Origin of the sequence: Acinetobacter sp. RIT698 (assembly GCF_009668065.1) — a bacterium.
Lineage (GTDB): Bacteria > Pseudomonadota > Gammaproteobacteria > Pseudomonadales > Moraxellaceae > Acinetobacter > Acinetobacter guillouiae.
On sequence record NZ_WJYH01000008.1, the window covers coordinates 53,946 to 73,990 of the forward strand.

A 20,045-nucleotide genomic window follows, 5' to 3' on the forward strand; every position below is an offset into this window, starting at 1 on the left:
CCTCGCTCAACAAAGGATTTTTCTCACTTTTCATCCTGAGCAAGAACAAAGCACTGCTTTATTCGCAGTGCAAGGGTGAGGCATTGCCTACACAAATTAATTTAAACTTTTCGACCTAAGATGAGGCAGTGCTAATTCTTTAATAATATGAATCAAGTTTTAGAGAAATAGTATAATTACAAAGTTAAATAGAAAAAACTTATCTTAAATCACTTCCACCACAACTTTACCAATATGCTCACCTGTATCCATACATGCATGCGCAGCTTGGATCTGATCAAACTTAAATGTTTTATAAATCATGGGTAAACATTCACCTTTTGCCCACAATGGAACGACATGTTCCATCAAACCTTTGGCAATTTCAGCTTTTTCAGCAGTTGTACGCGCACGCATAGTTGAACCGGTAATAGTGAGGCGTTTCATCATAATCTGCCCTAATTTTACTTCTTTGGCCTTTGCACCACCCAAAAATGCAATATAGACCAAACGCCCATCTCTACGGAGTAGGTTTAGATTTTGATCTAGATAAGGCGCCCCAACCATGTCAAGAATAATATCGACACCCTCATTTTGGGTCTTTTCATGAATGACCTGTTCAAAGTCTTGAGTTTTATAATTAATCGCATCGGTCAAATGGCGAATGGCTTGAATCTTCTCATCTGAACCTACAGTTGCAAAGCTTTTCAGACCAAGTGATTGCGCTAACATTAACGCGGTTGTACCAATACCACTTGTGCCGCCATGTACCAATAGTGTTTCACCTGCTTTGGCATGTGCCATTTGGAAAAGATTGGCCCATACCGTAAAGAAGGTTTCAGGTATTGCTGCAGCTTGAACAAAACTTACAGCTTCTGGAATATTAATGGTTTGAGATTCTGGCACGACACAATATTCTGCATAACCACCACCATTGGTCAGTCCACAAACCTTATCCCCGACAGTGAATAAAGTGACCTTTTCTCCTACTGCAATCACCTCTCCAGCAACTTCCAAACCAGGAACAGGTGTCACCCCTTTTGGCATAGGATATAAGCCTTGACGCTGTAAAATATCGGGCCGATTAATCCCAAATGCATGGACTTTAACCAAAACTTCATCTGCTTTGGGTTGAGGAATTTCTACCGTTTCATAAGCCAGTTTTTCTATACCACCGGGTTCTGTAATAATGACCTGTTGCATGTTATTTGTAGACATACTTTCTTTCCTATTCCATTCATTACTTTTCATGTTTTCTGTATTTGAACATAAACCAGTGCATGTGCAAATATTTCGCCACCAATGTCTACAAAATAGAGTGAGTATCCTTACAAAAATATAGTTTTCAATTGTTTATATAGCTAAAAGCTGGCTAAAACAGCTTTAAAATAAAGACTTGCATAAATGACATAAACATTTAGTCACAATGTCCAGTTTAGCACTTGATTCAAATTGTATTTTTGCTATGGTCATACCAATCATAGCGTATGTGATTAAGCTTCAACCTATAATTTGAAATAAAAATAATCTCAATAAAACATATTATCAAGGAGCTGATAATGATGAAAATCAACAAAGTACTGCTTGCGCTCTTCTCGATTTATATACCGAGTTCAGCACTCTATGCAGCAGCAATGGATAGATCAGGACAATCTATTTCTGCATTCCTTCAACCCAATCATTATTTTGAAGCAGGAATTTCAATACTAGATCCAACGGTGACGGGTAAAGAAGCAGATGTTTCAGCGACTCGTCGTAATATTCAAGATATGGGAGATGACTACTATTTTCCAAATGCAGCAATCAAATTGCAAATCGCAGACAAAGTTTCATTTGGTTTGTTATACGATCAACCCTTTGGGGCAAAAGTAAAATACGCTGGCAATAATATTTTTGTCACAGATGATAAGACAACGATACTAGATCAAAAATTACTTAATTCAATGATTGATCAAAAATTTTCTGCTTTAAGTTCGGAACAAAAAGTCGCGTTAACATTGCAAGCTCAAGGGGTTAACTTAAATTCGGCCGAAGGTCAAATCAAGTACAATCAAACCCTTAATGCATACAATACCAATGAAACGATAAAAAACCAGATTAATACTGGCGTTAAAGCAGAGATTAGCAACCAAGTCGATGCCACTAAAGCTTATCTTGGTAAAGGTAATACATCTGCCAAAGTAGACTCAGATAGTCTCAGTATGATTTTTGGTTACCAACCTATAAAAAATTTAAATTTATATGCAGGAGGTGTTTACCAAACCATTAAAGGAGAACTACATTTAAGAGGTCAAGCCACCAGTGTATACAATGGTTATGATGTCACAATGAAAAAAGATAGTGGTGTCGGCTGGCTCGCAGGTATCGCTTATCAAATTCCTGAAATTGCCTTCAAAACCTCTATAACCTACCGTTCTGAAATCGACCATGAAGCCGCGACGACTGAAAATATTTCAAGCTTACCTGCACTGGTTAAACTTGGTGTCATTTCTGATGCTGTGGCAAACAAAATTGCCAGTAGCAAGAGTGAATCTAAAATCACCACACCTCAATCGGTGAATTTAGATTTACAAAGTGGCATCATGAAAGACACTGTTGCCTTTGCCAATGTACGCTGGGTGAATTGGAAAAATTTTAGAATTCAGCCCGTTCAATTTGGTGCAATTTCTAAAATCGTCGGACAGCTACCTTCTGTCGCGCAACCCAATGGTTTTAATTTATTGTCGTATTCTAAAGATCAATGGTCTGCCAATGTTGGTGTAGGACGTAAACTTACCGAACAATGGATGGCTAATGTTTCTGTAGGCTGGGACTCTGGTGCAGGAAATCCAGTTACAGCACTTGGGCCAACTGAAGGCTATTGGAATGTCGGTATTGGTGCTCAATTTAGCCCTACAGCTCAGACCTTTATTGCTGGTGGTGTTAAATATTTTTGGTTGGGTGATGCTGAAGGGCAAATCGCTTCACAGTCAGGTAAAACAAGTTATGTTGCTGATTTTACAGATAACCATGCACTCGCTTATGGTTTAAAAATAGGTTATCGCTTTTAATTGATTATATTTTGATAAGTAAGTATGTAATTCTTAACGATTTACATGCTTTTTTATTGCCATTTTTAAGCATCAAAGACCATACTGATCATTTTTTGTTTGCTAATTTAATTTTACCCTGATAATATTCAAACACAAATTAATTTTACCCAGATAAAAATATCTAAAGGTTTTAAAATGAACACTGAAAATACCTACACTGCCTTTATTGGCAATGAGCGTTTAATCACTGATTCTCTATTAAACGTGGCATTAACCATTAAGGCTCATCAAAACACCTCCACACCTGTGTTGATTTTTAATGATCAAACAGGTCAAGCCATTGATGTTAATATCATCGGATCCATAGCCGATATTCAACAACGTTATGCTGAACCTGAAGCGGTTAAAAAAGTTGGTCGCCCTAAATTAGGGGTAATTTCTCGTGAAATCACTTTACAGCAAAAGCATTGGGATTGGTTAGATCAACAAAGTTCTAGTGCGTCTGCTGTGATTCGAAAATTGATTGACCAAGAGTTAAATAACCCCGATTCAGCAAGTAATAAAATGCTGGCAAAACAAGCAACTGATCGTTTTATGTCTGCAATGTCAGGCAATATGCCAAATTATGAGGAAGCCACGCGTGCTTTATATCAAGGTAATCAAGCGCTGTTTTTAGAATTGATTCAAGACTATCCAAAAGATTTACGAGCGTATTTGACTTTAAAAACGCAACATGCTTTTTAACTACAATATTCGCAACAATATAAAAATTAAATGCGCCAAGCCTTTGGGATTAGCGCATTTTTTATAATCTTCGACACACGATTTATCATTAATTATTTTTGTTGTTCGGACTCATCACAAGCTTGTTTTAAACGTTGTATTGCCATCGGCTCCATAGGTGCCGTCATCATTGCATGATAGTTTCGGCATTCTTTGGTCGGCTCATGTATTTTCTTCGATTGGTTTGAGGCACAGGCTGTCAATATACTTGCAATACCAATCAGGAAAAATGTTTTCATTACATAACCTACCATTAAATCTTAACTTGAATTAAAACTAAATTTTATTGCTTGTGCTGTTGCAAGTCTGTTTAAGTATTACGTTGAACACTAATTAGCTTTCGCAATGGCTACTAATCAATGCCCCCCTATTTACCTAAACTGCTTCCTCATGATAGATAAATACTCAGATTTATAATTTTTAGAATCTGATTATTAGCTTTTGACTTTGTTAGAGTTATAGCTATATTAATTCAAGTTTATAAAAAATCAGTAAAATTACCTTATTAATAAAATTAGTAATAACTATTTTTTTCATTACTAATTTTTATCAAGTCCTTTAGCTTTTTATCCCACTGTTTCATAGTTTCTTCGTGTTTAGCTTTGTTAAACTTAATGGTCTTTATTCCTAATTCTGAACGAAAAGCATTAAGTAAGTCTGTATTAATTTCAGCCATTTCACATTTCCTTTCAAAAAGTTTAATATTCGCTATGTCTTCTAATCTGCATTTTTCTAAAATTAAATTTAGTCTTTTCTCTACATATTCTTCTTTTAGATCATTAATAGACTCTTTGTGCTCAAAAGCTCGTTCTGTAGCATCCATATCACCTTTAATAAAAAAGTCATAATATTTTTGTTGTAAAAATATTAGCTCATTTTCCAGTCTACTGATTACAGGGTCTATTGCAGAAATCTTACTTTTAATATCAACAATTTTATAACCTAATTCAATCATTTCAAAGTATATAGACGTATAAGCATTTTCCCATCTACTGACTAATTCCAAAGAATTTGCGCCTAAAACAATTTTTACTTTTGCAAGACTTTGAAAAAACTCTATTGGAAATTCAATATTTTCTTCAATCTTTACATAAATCGGATGTTTCAGTTCATATAACGCAAGTACTATATTTTCTGCCAAATCAATAAATATATTTAACTTGAGCTGTAACTCTCTACTTTTCCTATTATGTCTAGCAGTCAATAAACCAAATATTATAGTTACTAAAATTGCACATAATGTAATTAAGCCAGTATTAGCTTTTAAAAAAACTAAGAATTCATCCATATCTATGATTAACAATAAATTTAACTTTGATATTGTATACAAAAAAACCCGCTTGCGCGGGTTTTCAACCAATCCAATCTCTTAAAGACGAACCAATTCCACAATTTTTTCAGCCAATTCTTCAACCGCTTCTTGAGCAAATGCTACATCAGCACCCTGTTCAACATCCGTCACCACCACAACACCAGTTTGACGAAGCAATGCAACTTGATCGCTTGATAAACCTGCTTTTGCAATCGCAACAACACCTTGTTGAATCAGCAAGCTTTCAAGAGATTGTGCATGTTTAAGTGCTTGAACAGATACAGCAACCACAGCAGGTTTTTGACCTAAACGTGCAGCACGAGCTTCAGCAGTGACAGGTTCATTGTGTGCAGTCCATTCAACCGCAGCTTCAACCATACCCGCACCAACAGTCACATTACTTAAACGGTCAATAAAGATAAAAGAACCCGTATAACGACTATCATGATAACGGTCAAATACCACTGGTGCATCAAACTCAATCGTTACATCTGCAATTGCATTTAAATCAAGCTGTTCAACTTGCATTTTTTCCAATGTGTTGACATTGGTACGATAGTTAATCTTCGCAACCTTAGCCGGAATGGTTTGTGTACCAAACTTCACATTATAAAGTTTGCCCAACACTAAAGGCTGATCAGTCATCCATACGACTGTCGCACGAGCAGAACGTGAAATGAGCGGTTGCTCACCTGCTTTGACCAAGACATTACCACGCGAAATATCAATTTCATCATTCAAGGTCAAAGTCACTGCTTGACCAGCAATAGCATGCGCTAAGTTACCATCAAAAGTGACAATTTCTTTAACTGTTGACTTCTTACCAGACGGTAAAGCCACAATTTCATCACCAACTTTGATTTCACCTAAAGCAATCGTGCCGCAGAAACCACGGAAATCGAGGTTAGGGCGGTTCACATATTGCACAGGAAAGCGGAATTCATGCTTGCTTACATCATGTGTAATTTCAACAGTTTCCAATGTTTCCATCAAGGTTTTACCTTGATACCACGGCGTATTTTCGGATTTATTTACAACGTTATCGCCATTCAATGCAGAAATTGGCGAGAAGATGATATTGGCAGGTTTACGCTCACCCAATTGATTAACAAAATTATTGTACTCAACTTGAATTTCATTGAAACGCGCTTCAGAGAATTCAACCAAGTCCATTTTGTTAATCGCAACTACGATATTACGAATACCCAATAGGCTCGCAATAAAGGTATGACGACGAGTCTGTGTTTGTACGCCATAACGAGCATCAATTAAGATGATTGCAAGATCTGCGGTAGATGCGCCTGTGGCCATGTTACGGGTATATTGCTCATGCCCTGGGGTATCAGCAATGATAAATTTACGCTTTTCAGTGGAGAAATAACGATAAGCCACATCAATGGTAATACCTTGCTCACGCTCAGCTTGTAAACCATCGACAAGCAAGGCCAAGTCAGGTGCATCACCTGTGGTGCCCACTTTTTTAGAATCACGGGTTACTGCTTGTAATTGATCTTCATAAATCAATTTTGAATCATAAAGTAAACGACCAATTAATGTTGATTTACCATCATCCACATTACCGCAAGTCAAAAAACGTAACAGGTCTTTATTTTCGTGCTGTTTTAAATATGCCAAGATATCTTGGCTAATTAATTCTGATTGATGAGACATTGCTCAAAGCTCCACAATATTTTGAAATCGGTTGCTATATCTTTAAATCCTCCTAAGTCCTCCGTTTTCTTGCTGGAGTTCCCCCTCTTTTATAAAGAGGAGTTAGGGGGAGATTCATATAAAAAATACTTAGAAATAGCCTTCTTGCTTTTTCTTTTCCATCGAACCTGCTTCATCATGGTCAATCATACGACCTTGACGTTCAGAGCTTGTGGCTAAAAGCATTTCTTGGATAATTTCAGGCAGTGTTGTTGCCGTTGATTCAACCGCACCTGTCAACGGGTAACAGCCCAAAGTACGGAAACGTACCGATTTCATTTGTGGAACTTCACCTTCTTTTAAACGCATACGTTCATCATCCACCATGATCAACGTACCACTACGCTCAACAACTGGACGTTCAGCTGCTAAATACAAAGGTACCAAAGGAATACTTTCTTGGTAGATATATTGCCAAATGTCTAACTCAGTCCAGTTTGACAATGGGAATACGCGGATACTCTCGCCTTTATTAACTTTACCGTTATAAAGATTCCAAAGCTCTGGACGTTGGTTTTTAGGATCCCAACGATGTTTAGCATCACGGAAAGAATAAACACGTTCTTTTGCACGTGACTTTTCTTCATCACGGCGTGCACCACCAAATGCAGCATCAAACTGATATTTATCCAATGCCTGTTTTAAGCCTTGGGTTTTCATAATATCGGTATATTTTGAGCTACCATAATCAAATGGGTTTACGCCTGCATCTTTACCTTCTTTGTTTTGATGCACGATCAGATCAAAACCGTGTTCTTTTGCCATGTTGTCACGGAATTTAATCATGTCCTTAAACTTCCAACCTGTGTCGACATGCAACAGTGGGAAAGGAAGTTTAGCAGGATAAAATGCTTTTAAAGCAAGATGCAGCATGACAGCTGAGTCTTTCCCGATTGAGTAAAGCATCACTGGATTTTCAAACTCAGCAGCAACTTCACGGATGATATGAATACTCTCAGCTTCAAGCTGTTTTAGATGAGTAAGTCTTTCCTCAGATATAGGCATTGACAGCACCAGCTCACAAAAACGTGTACTTATTACACATATTAAAATTTATATTCATTATAGTGATTTACACCTCAACCCTTTTGCTTGTTTTTTTATATTCATATATAAAAACATCATAAGTAACAACAAGAGATCAGTATAACCACACAAATTATTGCACTAGAACAGATTGATTTTGAGCAATGGCTTCCACTTTGGCGCGGCTATTTAACATTTTATAAATCACAACTCAGTGACGAACAAATAAGATTATCTTGGAAGCGAATCACAAATCCTGAACAAGCTGATATGTTTGGTTTTGCCATCAAAGTAAATGGTCAAGTGGTTGGCTTTGTAGATTTGATTGCACATATGAGCATGTGGACAGATTTACCCTATTGTTATCTACAAGATTTATTTGTGGATGAAGCTTTTAGGAATAAAGGTTTAGCACGACAATTAATTGAGCATTGTTATCTGGTCTGCGCAACAAAGTTTGACCGCGTTTATTGGCTTACTCAAGAATCCAATATTACTGCCCAACATCTATATGATCGTATTGCGAGTAAAACAGGATTTATCCAATATAAAAAAGCATTAGCATAACTAGGGTCTGTTGACAATTCGTCTACGTTTGCGACTACGAGTGATTTTTAGATGATACAAGGCACGAAATATGAAATTTAGTCATTCTAAATAAATAGTTCGTAACGATGTAGCAGCAAAAAACACTCTAGTCCCGAAGGGTTGTGGCTAAAATTATCTCAGTCTGCGTTATGAAACTCGAAAATAGTCTCGCTATTCTCTTCGTTTCATGCCTTGCCTGCTCAATTTTAGCCTACAACGCAGCCATTTATGAAATGTCAACAGACCCTAATAGATGTAATTCATTTAATAATGACCGTTAAACGCTCCCGCTTGAGAAAGATCAAGCCTAAACATAAAAAAGGCTCACCCTTTTCAAGTCAGCCTTTAAAAAATTGAAGATCTGCATATCAAATAATTCAACCAACAATCAAAAACGAAAAATCGCTTCTTTTGTAAAAATTTTAAAGAAGCGATTTTAGCTTAGTCCCAACTTATCAAACTGTATATGCCGAAACTTGGATATATACAGCCGAAAACTATGGACTTAATGACCGAACAATGCTTTGTCTAAAGGAATTTCAATCCCTACAGAAGCACCTGCATCATTGCCATGTACATCAGAACCACTGACCCAACCATTAATTTTTAATGGCATGGTTGGTTTAATATAATGTGTCCAAGTTAAATCTAAAGCTTTAATTTTGTCTTTTTCTGGGAAGGCTAAGTTGATTTGCTTATCACCAAAGAAAGCAGCAGATTGGTTGACTTTGGCATACAGTGCACGACCAGATAAACGATTCATCACATCAAAACGAATATCACCACCGACAGAAATCATTTCACCATCACCACCCATTGCATGCCCCAATGGGAAACCTTGCTGGTAATAACCATCTTTATAAACATGATGACTATAAGAAACACCTAATGGATCACCATTTGTTTCTGTATTCGCCCATTCAACATACAGCTGGTATGGCAAATTTTTAAAACTTGACGAATAGTCAGCACCAGCTAAATACATTTTTTTAGAGGGTAGTAAACCAGCTTCATCTTCACCAATATATTGCCCATAAAAACTCATAGGAACATTCAGCAAAGATTGAAGATTTAAACGCGCATCAAATCCAGCAAGCTGGTTGGATGGATTACCCACCCCTGTACAAGTGCTATCTGCACACTCATTGTCTTTCCCAATAAAAGCATTCCAATAAGCTTTTGCACTTCCTGGTTGACCTTCTCCATCAATTTGGAAAGCACGTGATGCCCCGATTTCTAAATATGGCAATGGTTGAGCAGTTAAGCGCAATCCCATTAAACGCGCATCAGGCACAGCCGTATAATCATTTAACTGCCCAGCAAATGCCTGATATTGCCAAGGACCTATCCAAGACAACCATTTAGATTCAAAAGCTTTTTGTTCAGCACGTTGCGCCGTAAAACCATAAACTGGACGGCTGGCATCACCACGAATCAAACTACCATCATGTCCCGGTCCCCAATATGTTGGGATTTGACCCGCAATAACCCATTGATTCCATAACTTCCCTGCAATATATGAACCTTCCACATTGACATCTTGACCATTGTCAATTTGTGGATCTTTTTCACCATTAACACGAAGCTTTGCATCCCAGTTTTCGCCGCCCGCATTAAATTCTAATGAACCCACATATTGTGCTTTTGCACTATCCCCAAAAGCTTGAGGAATATTTTTTTGATCAGTTTCGGCAAATAAACCTAATTTTGCAGTTTGATTATCTGCTTTTAATGCATTTTGAATTGAATCAATAACTTTTTGTTGGGTGTTGTTTAATACTTTTGCTTGAGATAAGGCACGTTGAATTTCATCCCCACTCATTGGCCAAGTCGATGTACTGATTTGAATCACACCTTGCTGATTTAACCAGTTCAAATCTGTGCGAAGATCTTCATTATTTAATACGATTCCCTGTGCAAATACAGGTAAAGACATTCCAAGTAATACAGCAGCACAAAGTGATTTTCTTAAATACATGCTCATTTTTCTCAAGTTTGATTTACAACCACACCTTAATTTTTTTATAAGTTTTTTTCAATGGTGAAATTGTGTTATTCATAATTTAAACATTCATTATCCAAATGAAAAAAGTGCACCGGAGTGCACTCATTTTCTTTTTAATTCAAGCAACAGCGATCATTCAACTTTTAAAACAATCGCCATCTCTAGCTTTTAAATTAAAATACTTTTAAAAATAACCAGAATAAACCGCCTGATAAACAAATCGTTGCAGGTAAGGTAAAAATCCATGCGGAAAGAATCGTTTTGACTGTTGCAAAATTCAATCCAGTTTTATTGGCAACCATGGTTCCCGCAACCGCACTGTTGAGTACATGAGTCGTTGAAACGGGTAAACCAAAACCATCTGCAGCAGCGATTGTCGACATTGCCACAAGTTCAGCAGACATCCCTTGACCATAGGTCATATGATGTTTACCAATACGCTCGCCCACAGTAACCACAATACGTTTCCAACCGACCATTGTTCCTAAACCCAGTGCCAATGCCACAGCAACTTTTACCCAGTTTGGAATATATTGAAGGAAAGAATCTAAGTTTTTGCGATACTCTTTTACTACTTTGCCCTGAGCTTCATCCATTTTTGGAAGTTGATCCGCTTTATCCAAGCGTTTAAAAGCCGTGGTGCTTAAGTACATATCATTACGCAATGACGATACTTCTGCTTCTGGAATATCTTTTAGATCACCAAATTTTCCAACACGCTCGCCCAAATGATCAGTCAAACTGGCCAATGCAGGAACAACTTCAGGATTCATTTCTTTGGTCTGGATAAATTTAGTAATGGTTACACGCGCTTGTTCATCTGGAATATCAGCATGTTGAGCATAAATTGCCGTCGCAGTTTGACCAGACAATTGTGAGAATGACTGTAAATGCTGTTGGTCTAATCCTCTATTCAACGAATAAGCCAAAGGCACAATACCAATCAAAATCAGCATGATTAAGCCCATACCTTTTTGGCCGTCATTTGAACCATGCGCAAAGCTTACACCGGTACAGGTGAAAATCAGAATCGCACGAATCAAAGGTGGTGGTGGTTTATTGCCTTCAGGGGGCTGGAACAACTCAAGTTGTTTTTTAAATATTTTTTTAACAATCAAAAATACAATTGCTGCAAATGCAAAACCAATCAAAGGAGAAAACAGTAATGCTTTACCCACTTTAAGCACTTGATCCATGTCTACACCACTTGCACCAGTTGAAGCGTGCAAAATGTAGTTCATGATGCCTACACCCAAAATTGAGCCAATCAAAGTGTGAGAGCTCGATGCTGGAATCCCTAAGAACCACGTGCCTAAATTCCACAGAATCGCCGCAATCAGCATGGCAAAAACCATAGCAAAACCAGCACCACTGCCTACATTCATGATCAATTCAACAGGAAGTAAGGCAATAATTCCATACGCAACTGCGCCACTGGCAACCATTACCCCAAGAAAGTTACAAAAGCCTGCCCACATGACTGCTACAGGTGCAGGCAATGCATTGGTATAGATCACGGTTGCTACAGCATTGGCTGTATCATGAAAACCATTTACAAACTCAAAACCCAAAGCGATAAATAACGCTGTCGCTAAAAGGATCACTGAATAAAGACTTAACGGTGGAACATGTGCTAAATCTGCACTAACTTGTACCCCAATATAAATCAAGGTAGCAATAATGATCGTCAGAAACACCGGCATAAAAAATTTCGGTGTAGGTACATGGACATTCGTCGATTTAGCAGCTTGAGACGATTGTGCAGAATCTGAGACGGGAGGTAAATTCGAATTCATGCAGAAAGTTAGCGAATATTAGAATGCGCTTATTGTTCAATTAAATTGTGACAATTATATGACAAATAGAGGTCATATGAAGTGAAATTTATAATTATTTCACCTCAGTGTTTCGCTACACAAGCGACAAAATTAATATTTTTATTATTTATAATTAGTATCTTATGCCAACAAACCCAATACAACTTAAGCAAAATATTATATTTCAGGCTGAAATAATATTTGTAATATTTCAGACCAATTTGAACTATTTACCATTTGGCATGCCTATTTTTCATGAAATTTATGACAAATTGATGAAAAAACAAACATCCTTTTAAGTTTATTTTTATATATGTTCCAATAAATTCCGTTTACCGAATCTAAGCAAGTTTAAGGCCAACAATTTTCCTTTCACTAAAGTACTCTGCCTCATCAACAAATCGTCTTGAATTGAATGTGCCAAACAAATAAAGAGATCATCCGAAGAAAGTTCCACACATTTTTAAAGGCTTGCTCTAACAGATCAAGCAATCGTTTACTTTTCAATTTCTAATGTGCATAAAAAAACTCAGCATTCTGTAAACACTGAGTTTTTTGTTGAAGATTATCCTGAAAGTCGATCTTGAATATAAAGTTAATACGTATGTTTAATTAAAACTATTTCCACTGATAGCCCATAGACACTGCACCACCAATATTGCTACGGCTGTCAGCAGAAGCACCCATTTTCCAAACGATCTTATTACTGTCTGTAATCGCACTCACCCCGATCGCCACAGCAGTTTCACCGCGGTAACCAGAGACACCCGCACTGACCATACTCATACCCGCTTCAGTGGGTTGTGGTAAGTTACCTACCGCCATCGCACCTGCGATACCCGCATAAGTATCGTTACGCAAGTCATCCATGTTTTTATTGGTGTCATAGAAAGCTTGTTCCAGATTACTTACCCGAGTATCTATAGCGCCCAAGGCATCCCCTACATTATGGAAAGTTCCCCCAGCGACATTATAGGTAGGTGCGCCAATCGAACCATCTTTGTTCAGTGTTGAACTGCCACCTAAATGTTGCGCCACACTGCTATTGGTTTGGTGTAATTGTGAACCGTTAATGGCATCAGTAGAGGTTGAGGTAATTTCACCATTTGCTAAACCACTGACTTTATTTGTTGTCCCATCAATCGTGACTTTACCCACATTGACCTTATTCGCTGTAACTTGCTTTGCAGTGACTTGATTCGCAGTAACAGAATTTAACTGTATATCCTCTGCCAAAGCCACTTGATAGTTATTTGAACCATCCGTATTGGTACTACTGTTTACAACAGTGTTCTTACCAGCAGACACGCTGGTTTTAGCGCCAGCAACCTGTCCATGTATTGAAGCAATCGCATCATGTACATTGTCTTTACCTGTATTTCCAATATTACTGGTTTTGATCGTTCCATCTGGATTAACTTTTGCATTTCCACCCAATGCATTTGCAACACTTTCAGCGGTGTCATGCAATTGACTACCATTAACTGCTTGATCAGAATCAGCACTCACCTTACCGTCAGCCAAACCACTGATGGTATTGCTTTGTGAATCAGCTTTAATATTGCCCACTGTTACCGACTCAAAACTTACATCATCTTTGGTTGCAACTTGATAATCAGTTGAGCCATCAGCCTTAGTAGTTTTTGTTACTTCAGTATTTTTACCTGCACTTACAGTTTCTGTAGATCCTTTAGCTTCATTGGTTTTAGATATTGCAGCCTTTAATTGTGCAACATTGACCGCATCTGTATCTGCTGTACCCGCTGCTACACCAGTAATTTGACGAGTGATACCCCTTGAGACATCTCCCACGGAAAATGCCGCTGCACTACTTCGCCATGTACTACCAGTATTGGTAGAACCAAACCCTGTCAATGGATCAAAGCCAGCGATACCCGCCGCAGTATTTGCAACTGAGCCTTTACCAAGAGCAACACTACCTTCCAGCTCGGCACGCGTATCCGTTCCAATCGCAACCGCATCTTTACTCTTGGCAGATGAATTAAGACCAAGCGCAGTAGCACCATCTCCTTTTGCACTCGCACCAATACCTACCGCTACAGCAAGCGCTCCACTTGCACCATCATTATTGTAATTATTAGCTTTGGTACCAGCATCATTGACACTTACATAATGGGTTGTATCCCCTGCACCAGCATAAAGTTTTTCAACCGCTTGGTTTGTCGCATGTAATTGTGAACCGTTAATGGCATCTGTACTGCTTGCACTAATTTCACCTGCAGCTACATTGATGATTTGACGTTCACCACCGACTTTACCGACACTGACGACACCATTGGCTGTTGATCCTACACCAGCAAAGACATAATCCTCACCATTAATAGTGACTTTATCTACAGCAGTCGCTGCACGATCTGTGGATTCATTTCCTAAAACGACGCTGTTGGCTTGGCTGGTAGTAACTTTATTTCCTAGAACAAAGGTATTGTCTTGTGAAGAAGTATTTTCATTACCAATAAGCGTGCTGTTTTTAGCATTATTCAATGTATTGGATCCACCAATAGCATGACTATTATCACTATCTGTTATTGTATTTTTCCCACCAATAGCCAAAGCCTGAATACTGTTTTGAACTTTATTAAAACTGCCCAAGACTGAACTCTCATTAGCATTGTACGATATTACATTCTCATTACCCACAGCCACCGATCCAATGCTAGATGCAAAATTATATCGCCCAATGGCAACTGTATGGTCTTGATCTGCAAAGTTTAGGTATCCAAGGGCTATAGACTCTTTACCATAAGCATTATTTTCAGAGCCCATAGCAACACTACTATCACTGTGTGCAATATTGTAAGTTCCTACTGCAACGGCCTTTATGCCACTAGTCGAACTGCTATTCCCAAGTGCAACAGAGAGGAGTCCGTGAGCATCAACCAAAGAACCGATCGCTACACCACCATCACCGCTAGCACTCGCCATAATACCTATTGCCATCGAATCCGTACCAGTAGCCCCATTATTGTAATAATTACTGTTGTTCAAACTAGTCGGCCCTCCATTGATACTAAAGTAATGTATCCTATTGTCTTCAATTGCTTTATTGGTCGCATACAATTGTGAACCGTTGACAGCATCTGTACTGGTTGCACTAATTTCACCTGCAGCAACGTTTATAATTTGACGTTCACCACCCACTTTACCCACACTGACGACGCCATTGGCAGCAGAACCCACACCTGCAAAGGCATAATCCTCACCATTAATCGTCACTTTATCTACAACACTCGCTGCATGATCTGTGGATTCATTTCCTAAAACGACGCTGTTGGCTTGGGTTGTTGTGACATTATTACCGAGGACTTGAGTATTCTCTTGAGTAACGTTATTACTTGCACCAACCGCGGTAGAGTTTTTACCAGCTACAATATTGCCACCACCCACTGCAACAGATGTTTGACCAGTTACAGTATTCAAAAAGCCCACTGCGGTAGAAAAATCGGCTTTTGCAGATGCACCTTCACCAATAGCAACTGAGGATTCACCACCTGCTAAAGCGCGGCCTGCAGCTAAAGCATTTTTACCAGTTGCTCCATCATTGTTATAATTGTTACCTTGAATACCCTCATCATTAACACTGAAATAATGTGTAGTTGTTGCAGCCTGAACTGCTTTAAGTTGTGATAGGTTTACAGCATCGGTGTCTAAGCTCGCCGCTGCAACATTGCTAATACGGCGCTCTTTTCCAACCATACCTACAGATACTTCACCACCTGCTGCATTGGCTGCGACAATCGTTGTACCTAACGGTACATAAGCGACTTCACTGTTTACATCACGGATTGCCTCACTATTTGCACCTAAAGCAACACTGTTACTAACAGCAGCCTTTGCCCCACTTCCTAAACTGGTTGCATCATCTACATTGCTCAACCCTTGACCCGCTGCTCGCCCCAAGGCGACATTACGGCTACCTGTAACGTTATTACCCGCAGTATCACCAAGAGCGAGATTACTGTTACCTTGGACATTACGCCCCGCATTGATACCCAAAGCACTGTTATAATTACTAGGATTGATATTGGTGCCCACATTAGAACCAGCTCCTGCACCTACTGCTGTATTCTGGTGACCAAAAATATCTTGGCCGGCCACCCTACCTTGAGTAGTGTTCTGGTTACCTATAACTCTTTGTCCTGCTGAATCACCCACCGCACTATTGGAATCACCTTTAACTTCAATACCCGATGTAAAGCCTAAAGCAGTGTTAAGATTTCCCACACTGTTGTTACCTGCTCCATAGGCTAATGCAGCATTGTAGTTCCCTGAAATATTGTTGCCAGAACTTACACCAATAGCTACATTGCTATCGCCAGTAACACTACGACCAGACATCTGACCATAAGCTGAGTTACTACTTCCCCTAACCATACTGCCAGAGTCTAGTCCAGTCGCAGTATTTGAGTTACCAATTACGTCTACACCTGATGTTCTACCCAAAGCGGTGTTATAGCTTCCCTCTACATTACCGCCAGCCGATGCACCCGCAGCAAGATTAGTTTCACCTGTAACTTTTACACCCGCACTTGCACCCAATCCTATGTTGCCATTCCCTGTGACATCACGACCAGCATAGTCACCTAAAGCTGTATTTCTTTGTCCTTTGGTGTTATCCCCACTGTTTGATCCAACACTGGTATTCCAACGACCATCATTGTTAGTGCCAGCGTTCATACCAATCAATACATTGGCATCCCCATCCGAAATATTTCCACTCCCTGCATTGAGGCCGATCACCACAGCACGACCACCCATTGCTTGCGCACCTGAACCGATGGCAATATCATTTTCCCCAACCGCCTTAGCTCCGATGCCCACAGCTAAAGCATTTTTACCAGTCGCCCCATCATTGTTATAATTGTTACCTTGAATACCCTCATCATTAACACTGAAATAATGTGTAGTTGTCGCAGCCTGAACTGCTTTAAGTTGTGCTACATTTACAGCATCACTATCTATCGTACCAGCGGCTACATTTGTGATTTGACGTGTATTACCCACACTACCTACGCTGACTGCACCCAATGTAGATTGAGTTGCATTTATTGCATCTTTTTGTGGCTGATTTGCACTGATCGGCACATAACCTGCAACACCAGCTCCTGTATTTGCTACTGAATTTGCTCCAAGAGCAATGCCATTATCAACTTCAGCCACACTTCCAGCGCCAACTGCTGTAGAACCTTGAGCACTAGCTTTGGCTCTGGATCCCATAGCTGTGGCATATGCTTTACCAATTGTGTCTGGATCTGTGCCTGCTGAAGGCTGATTAAATGAGTCTGTACCTGCTAGGGCACTATAACCATAAGCTGAACTTTCCTGACCGACTGCCAATGCACCATTGCCCATTGCTGTGGCTAATTTATTAGCATAAGTACCTTGCCCCAAAGTTGTACCATCAGTATAGGCAATTGCTCGATTACCGAGTGCCATACTATTAAAAGCTGTAGCTACAGTATCAAAACCTAATGCTATACTTTGGTAACCAGCTTGAGCATTGTTACCAATAGCGATACCTTGTAAACCACTTACATCTGCATTGTGACCAATTGCAACACCCGAAGTACCAAAGCTGCTCGAATCTACTCCAATTGCCACTGAACCACTTGCAACAGCTCCATCATTATTATAATTCCCCCCTTGAGTACCACCATCGTTGATACTTAAATAATGTGTAGTTGTTGCAGCCTGAACTGCTTTAAGTTGTGATAGGTTTACTGCATCAGTATCTTGGCTCGCCGCTGCAACATTGCTAATACGGCGTTCTTTTCCAACCGCACCCACTGATACTTCACCACCCGCCGCCTTAGCTGCAACAATCGTTGTACCTAAGGGTACATAGGCAACTTCACTGTTTACATCACGGATCGCCTCACTATTTGCACCTAAGGCAACACTGTTACGAACAGCTGCCTTTGCCCCACTTCCTAGACTAGTTGCATCATCTACATTATTTAGTCCCTGACCCGCTGCTCGCCCCAAGGCGACATTACGATTACCCGTAACGTTTTCACCTGCTGAATCACCGAGAGCAAGATTGCTATCCCCTTGGACATTATTACCTGACTTCACACCAAAAGCAGAATTATTATGCCCCTCGACATTACGGCCTGACTCTTGGCCAGTCGCAGTATTTGCGGTACCAGTTACTATAAAACCCGACATCTTACCCAAAGCGGTGTTACCACTTCCTCTTACCTTCGCTCCAGCAAAATCACCCACAGCAAGATTGCTATCACCAGTAACAGTTATACCCGCATCCACACCTAATCCTGTGTTGTTATTTCCCGTGACATCACGACCAGCGCCAACACCTAAAGCTGTATTTTTGTGGCCGTTAATATTTTGTCCACTGTTCGATCCAACACTGGTATTCAAGCTACCATCATTGTTAGTGCCTGCATTTAGACCAATAGCTATCGTATTCTCACCCGTTGCACTCGCTCCTACGCCTACTGCTACAGCATTTTTACCTGTTGCCCCGTCATTATTATAATTCCCGCCTTGGGTACCGCCATCATTGATACTGACATAATGGGTTTGACTATCAGCAATTGCTTTATGGGTTGCATATAACTGCGAACCGTTCACTGCATCTGTACTGCTTGCGCTGACTTCACCTGCAGCAACATTGATGATTTGGCGTTCACCGCCCACTTTACCCACACTGACGACGCCATTGGTAGCAGAACCCACACCTGCAAATGCATAATCCTCACCATTAATGCTGACTTTATCTACAGCAGTCGCTGCACGATCTGTGGATGCGTTACCTAACACAACACTGTTGGCTTGAGTCGTTGTGACATTGTTACCAAGGACTTGAGTATTCTCTTGAGCAACCGTGTTTTTATTGCCTAATACAGTCGTATTCTTGGCGTTATTCAGTGTATTTTCGTTCCCAAGAACATTATTTTTCTCACCGCCAATAACTGTATTACCAAAACCCGCAGTCAAGGACTTAATACTGTCTGTAATTTTATTAAATGCACCAACAGCTGAACTATATTCACTTGCACTTGAAATCTCGTTGGCGACACCCATACCTAAAGCACGACGACCTTGGATTGTATTATTGGCACCTAAAACTGTAGCTCGCTCTCCTTCTGCGATATTCCAAACACCAAATGCAGAAGACCATTGACCTTTAGTTTTATTTTCCGCACCGACTGCAATAGAACGATATCCCTCGGCATTGTTATAACTGCCTACTGCAACACCAGAGAAATCTTTTACAGTATTGTTAGCACCTAAAGCTAAAGCTTCATTACCTGTAACATTGTTATTGTGCCCAATTGCAGTACTAGAACTTGCGCTATTACTTAGCGAATTATTGTTACCAATCGCAATACTATTTGCAGCATCGCTGGTGACATTACCAATAGCAATCGCACTCTCACCAGTTGCACTCGCACCCACACCTACAGCAATCGCATTTAGACCTGTTGCTCCATCATTATTATAATTCCCCCCTTGAGTACCACCATCATTGATACTGACATAGTGATCAGCCGCAGCAGCCATACTCGACATAGTCAATGCTGAAATTGCCAATAACGCACCTGCAACAGTTGTTTTAGCAGAAGATCGTTTACCCCGTGTCTTAGATACCTCAGAAATAGCACACCAAGTGCCCAAAGATTCATTCCAAACAATTTTATAGACCTTATTCATAGTTTTATCTCACATTTATAATAAATTATGTGATTAAGTTAACACTTAAGCTTGGAGTTTCAACATTTTTTTACGCTTGTGCAAAAAAATCATGT

The 20,045-nt window shown here is 39.5% G+C and carries 11 protein-coding genes; 3 read left to right on the forward strand and 8 right to left on the reverse strand.

The annotated features are described in order from the left end of the window. Positions 1-204: 204 nt before the first annotated feature. Complete coding sequence (locus tag GJV03_RS05390) at positions 205-1,197, reverse strand: NAD(P)H-quinone oxidoreductase (protein WP_154129638.1); 993 nt, start codon at positions 1,195-1,197, stop codon at positions 205-207. Between the two features lie 344 nt (positions 1,198-1,541). Here GJV03_RS05390 and GJV03_RS05395 point away from each other — a divergent pair, with 344 nt between their 5' ends. Beyond that, positions 1,542-3,029, forward strand: coding sequence for a long-chain fatty acid transporter (locus tag GJV03_RS05395; RefSeq protein WP_154129652.1), 1,488 nt, complete (start codon positions 1,542-1,544; stop codon positions 3,027-3,029). A 177-nt stretch (positions 3,030-3,206) separates the two neighbouring features. Then, complete coding sequence (locus GJV03_RS05400; protein WP_154129639.1) at positions 3,207-3,755, forward strand: DUF2239 family protein; 549 nt, start codon at positions 3,207-3,209, stop codon at positions 3,753-3,755. 92 nt (positions 3,756-3,847) lie between these two features. On the opposite strand, the gene GJV03_RS05405 is transcribed toward GJV03_RS05400, so the two are convergent. The 4 genes from GJV03_RS05405 to cysD all read right to left on the reverse strand — a co-directional run bounded on the left by GJV03_RS05405 (position 3,848) and on the right by cysD (position 7,815). Further along, positions 3,848-4,033, reverse strand: a complete 186-nt coding sequence (locus GJV03_RS05405) for a hypothetical protein (protein ID WP_056514653.1) — start codon at positions 4,031-4,033, stop codon at positions 3,848-3,850. A 275-nt stretch (positions 4,034-4,308) separates the two neighbouring features. Next, positions 4,309-5,082: a hypothetical protein gene (locus GJV03_RS05410; RefSeq protein ID WP_154129640.1), complete on the reverse strand. Its 774-nt coding sequence runs from the start codon at positions 5,080-5,082 to the stop codon at positions 4,309-4,311. 81 nt (positions 5,083-5,163) lie between these two features. Then, a complete protein-coding gene (gene cysN / locus GJV03_RS05415; RefSeq protein ID WP_154129641.1) occupies positions 5,164-6,777 on the reverse strand; it encodes a sulfate adenylyltransferase subunit CysN in 1,614 nt (537 codons plus the stop codon). 129 nt (positions 6,778-6,906) lie between these two features. Next, entirely contained in the window at positions 6,907-7,815 is a 909-nt protein-coding gene (cysD, locus tag GJV03_RS05420; RefSeq protein WP_171066897.1) for a sulfate adenylyltransferase subunit CysD, read from the reverse strand. A gap of 147 nt (positions 7,816-7,962) precedes the next feature. Between cysD and GJV03_RS05425 the strand changes: the two genes are divergently transcribed. Further along, complete coding sequence (locus GJV03_RS05425) at positions 7,963-8,409, forward strand: GNAT family N-acetyltransferase (RefSeq protein ID WP_354666836.1); 447 nt, start codon at positions 7,963-7,965, stop codon at positions 8,407-8,409. A 526-nt stretch (positions 8,410-8,935) separates the two neighbouring features. Here the strand turns inward: GJV03_RS05425 and GJV03_RS05430 are convergent. The 3 genes from GJV03_RS05430 to GJV03_RS05440 all read right to left on the reverse strand — a co-directional run bounded on the left by GJV03_RS05430 (position 8,936) and on the right by GJV03_RS05440 (position 19,950). After that, positions 8,936-10,408 (reverse strand): capsule assembly Wzi family protein, encoded by a 1,473-nt coding sequence (locus GJV03_RS05430; RefSeq protein ID WP_154129653.1) that lies wholly within the window; start codon positions 10,406-10,408, stop codon positions 8,936-8,938. 200 nt (positions 10,409-10,608) lie between these two features. Next, positions 10,609-12,231, reverse strand: a complete 1,623-nt coding sequence (locus tag GJV03_RS05435; protein WP_096733332.1) for an inorganic phosphate transporter — start codon at positions 12,229-12,231, stop codon at positions 10,609-10,611. A gap of 639 nt (positions 12,232-12,870) precedes the next feature. Continuing rightward, complete coding sequence (locus tag GJV03_RS05440; protein ID WP_154129642.1) at positions 12,871-19,950, reverse strand: YadA-like family protein; 7,080 nt, start codon at positions 19,948-19,950, stop codon at positions 12,871-12,873. Between the last annotated feature and the right edge of the window lie 95 nt (positions 19,951-20,045).

Bases quoted from the DNA above. Each gene is read 5' to 3' on its own strand.
- GJV03_RS05390 (WP_154129638.1), bottom strand. From the start codon at position 1,197: ATGTCTACAAATAACATGCAACAGGTCATTATTACAGAACCCGGTGGT.
- GJV03_RS05395 (WP_154129652.1), top strand. From the start codon at position 1,542: ATGAAAATCAACAAAGTACTGCTTGCGCTCTTCTCGATTTATATACCG.
- GJV03_RS05400 (WP_154129639.1), top strand. From the start codon at position 3,207: ATGAACACTGAAAATACCTACACTGCCTTTATTGGCAATGAGCGTTTA.
- GJV03_RS05405 (WP_056514653.1), bottom strand. From the start codon at position 4,033: ATGAAAACATTTTTCCTGATTGGTATTGCAAGTATATTGACAGCCTGT.
- GJV03_RS05410 (WP_154129640.1), bottom strand. From the start codon at position 5,082: ATGGATGAATTCTTAGTTTTTTTAAAAGCTAATACTGGCTTAATTACA.
- cysN (WP_154129641.1), bottom strand. From the start codon at position 6,777: ATGTCTCATCAATCAGAATTAATTAGCCAAGATATCTTGGCATATTTA.
- GJV03_RS05430 (WP_154129653.1), bottom strand. From the start codon at position 10,408: ATGTATTTAAGAAAATCACTTTGTGCTGCTGTATTACTTGGAATGTCT.
- GJV03_RS05435 (WP_096733332.1), bottom strand. From the start codon at position 12,231: ATGAATTCGAATTTACCTCCCGTCTCAGATTCTGCACAATCGTCTCAA.
- GJV03_RS05440 (WP_154129642.1), bottom strand. From the start codon at position 19,950: ATGAATAAGGTCTATAAAATTGTTTGGAATGAATCTTTGGGCACTTGG.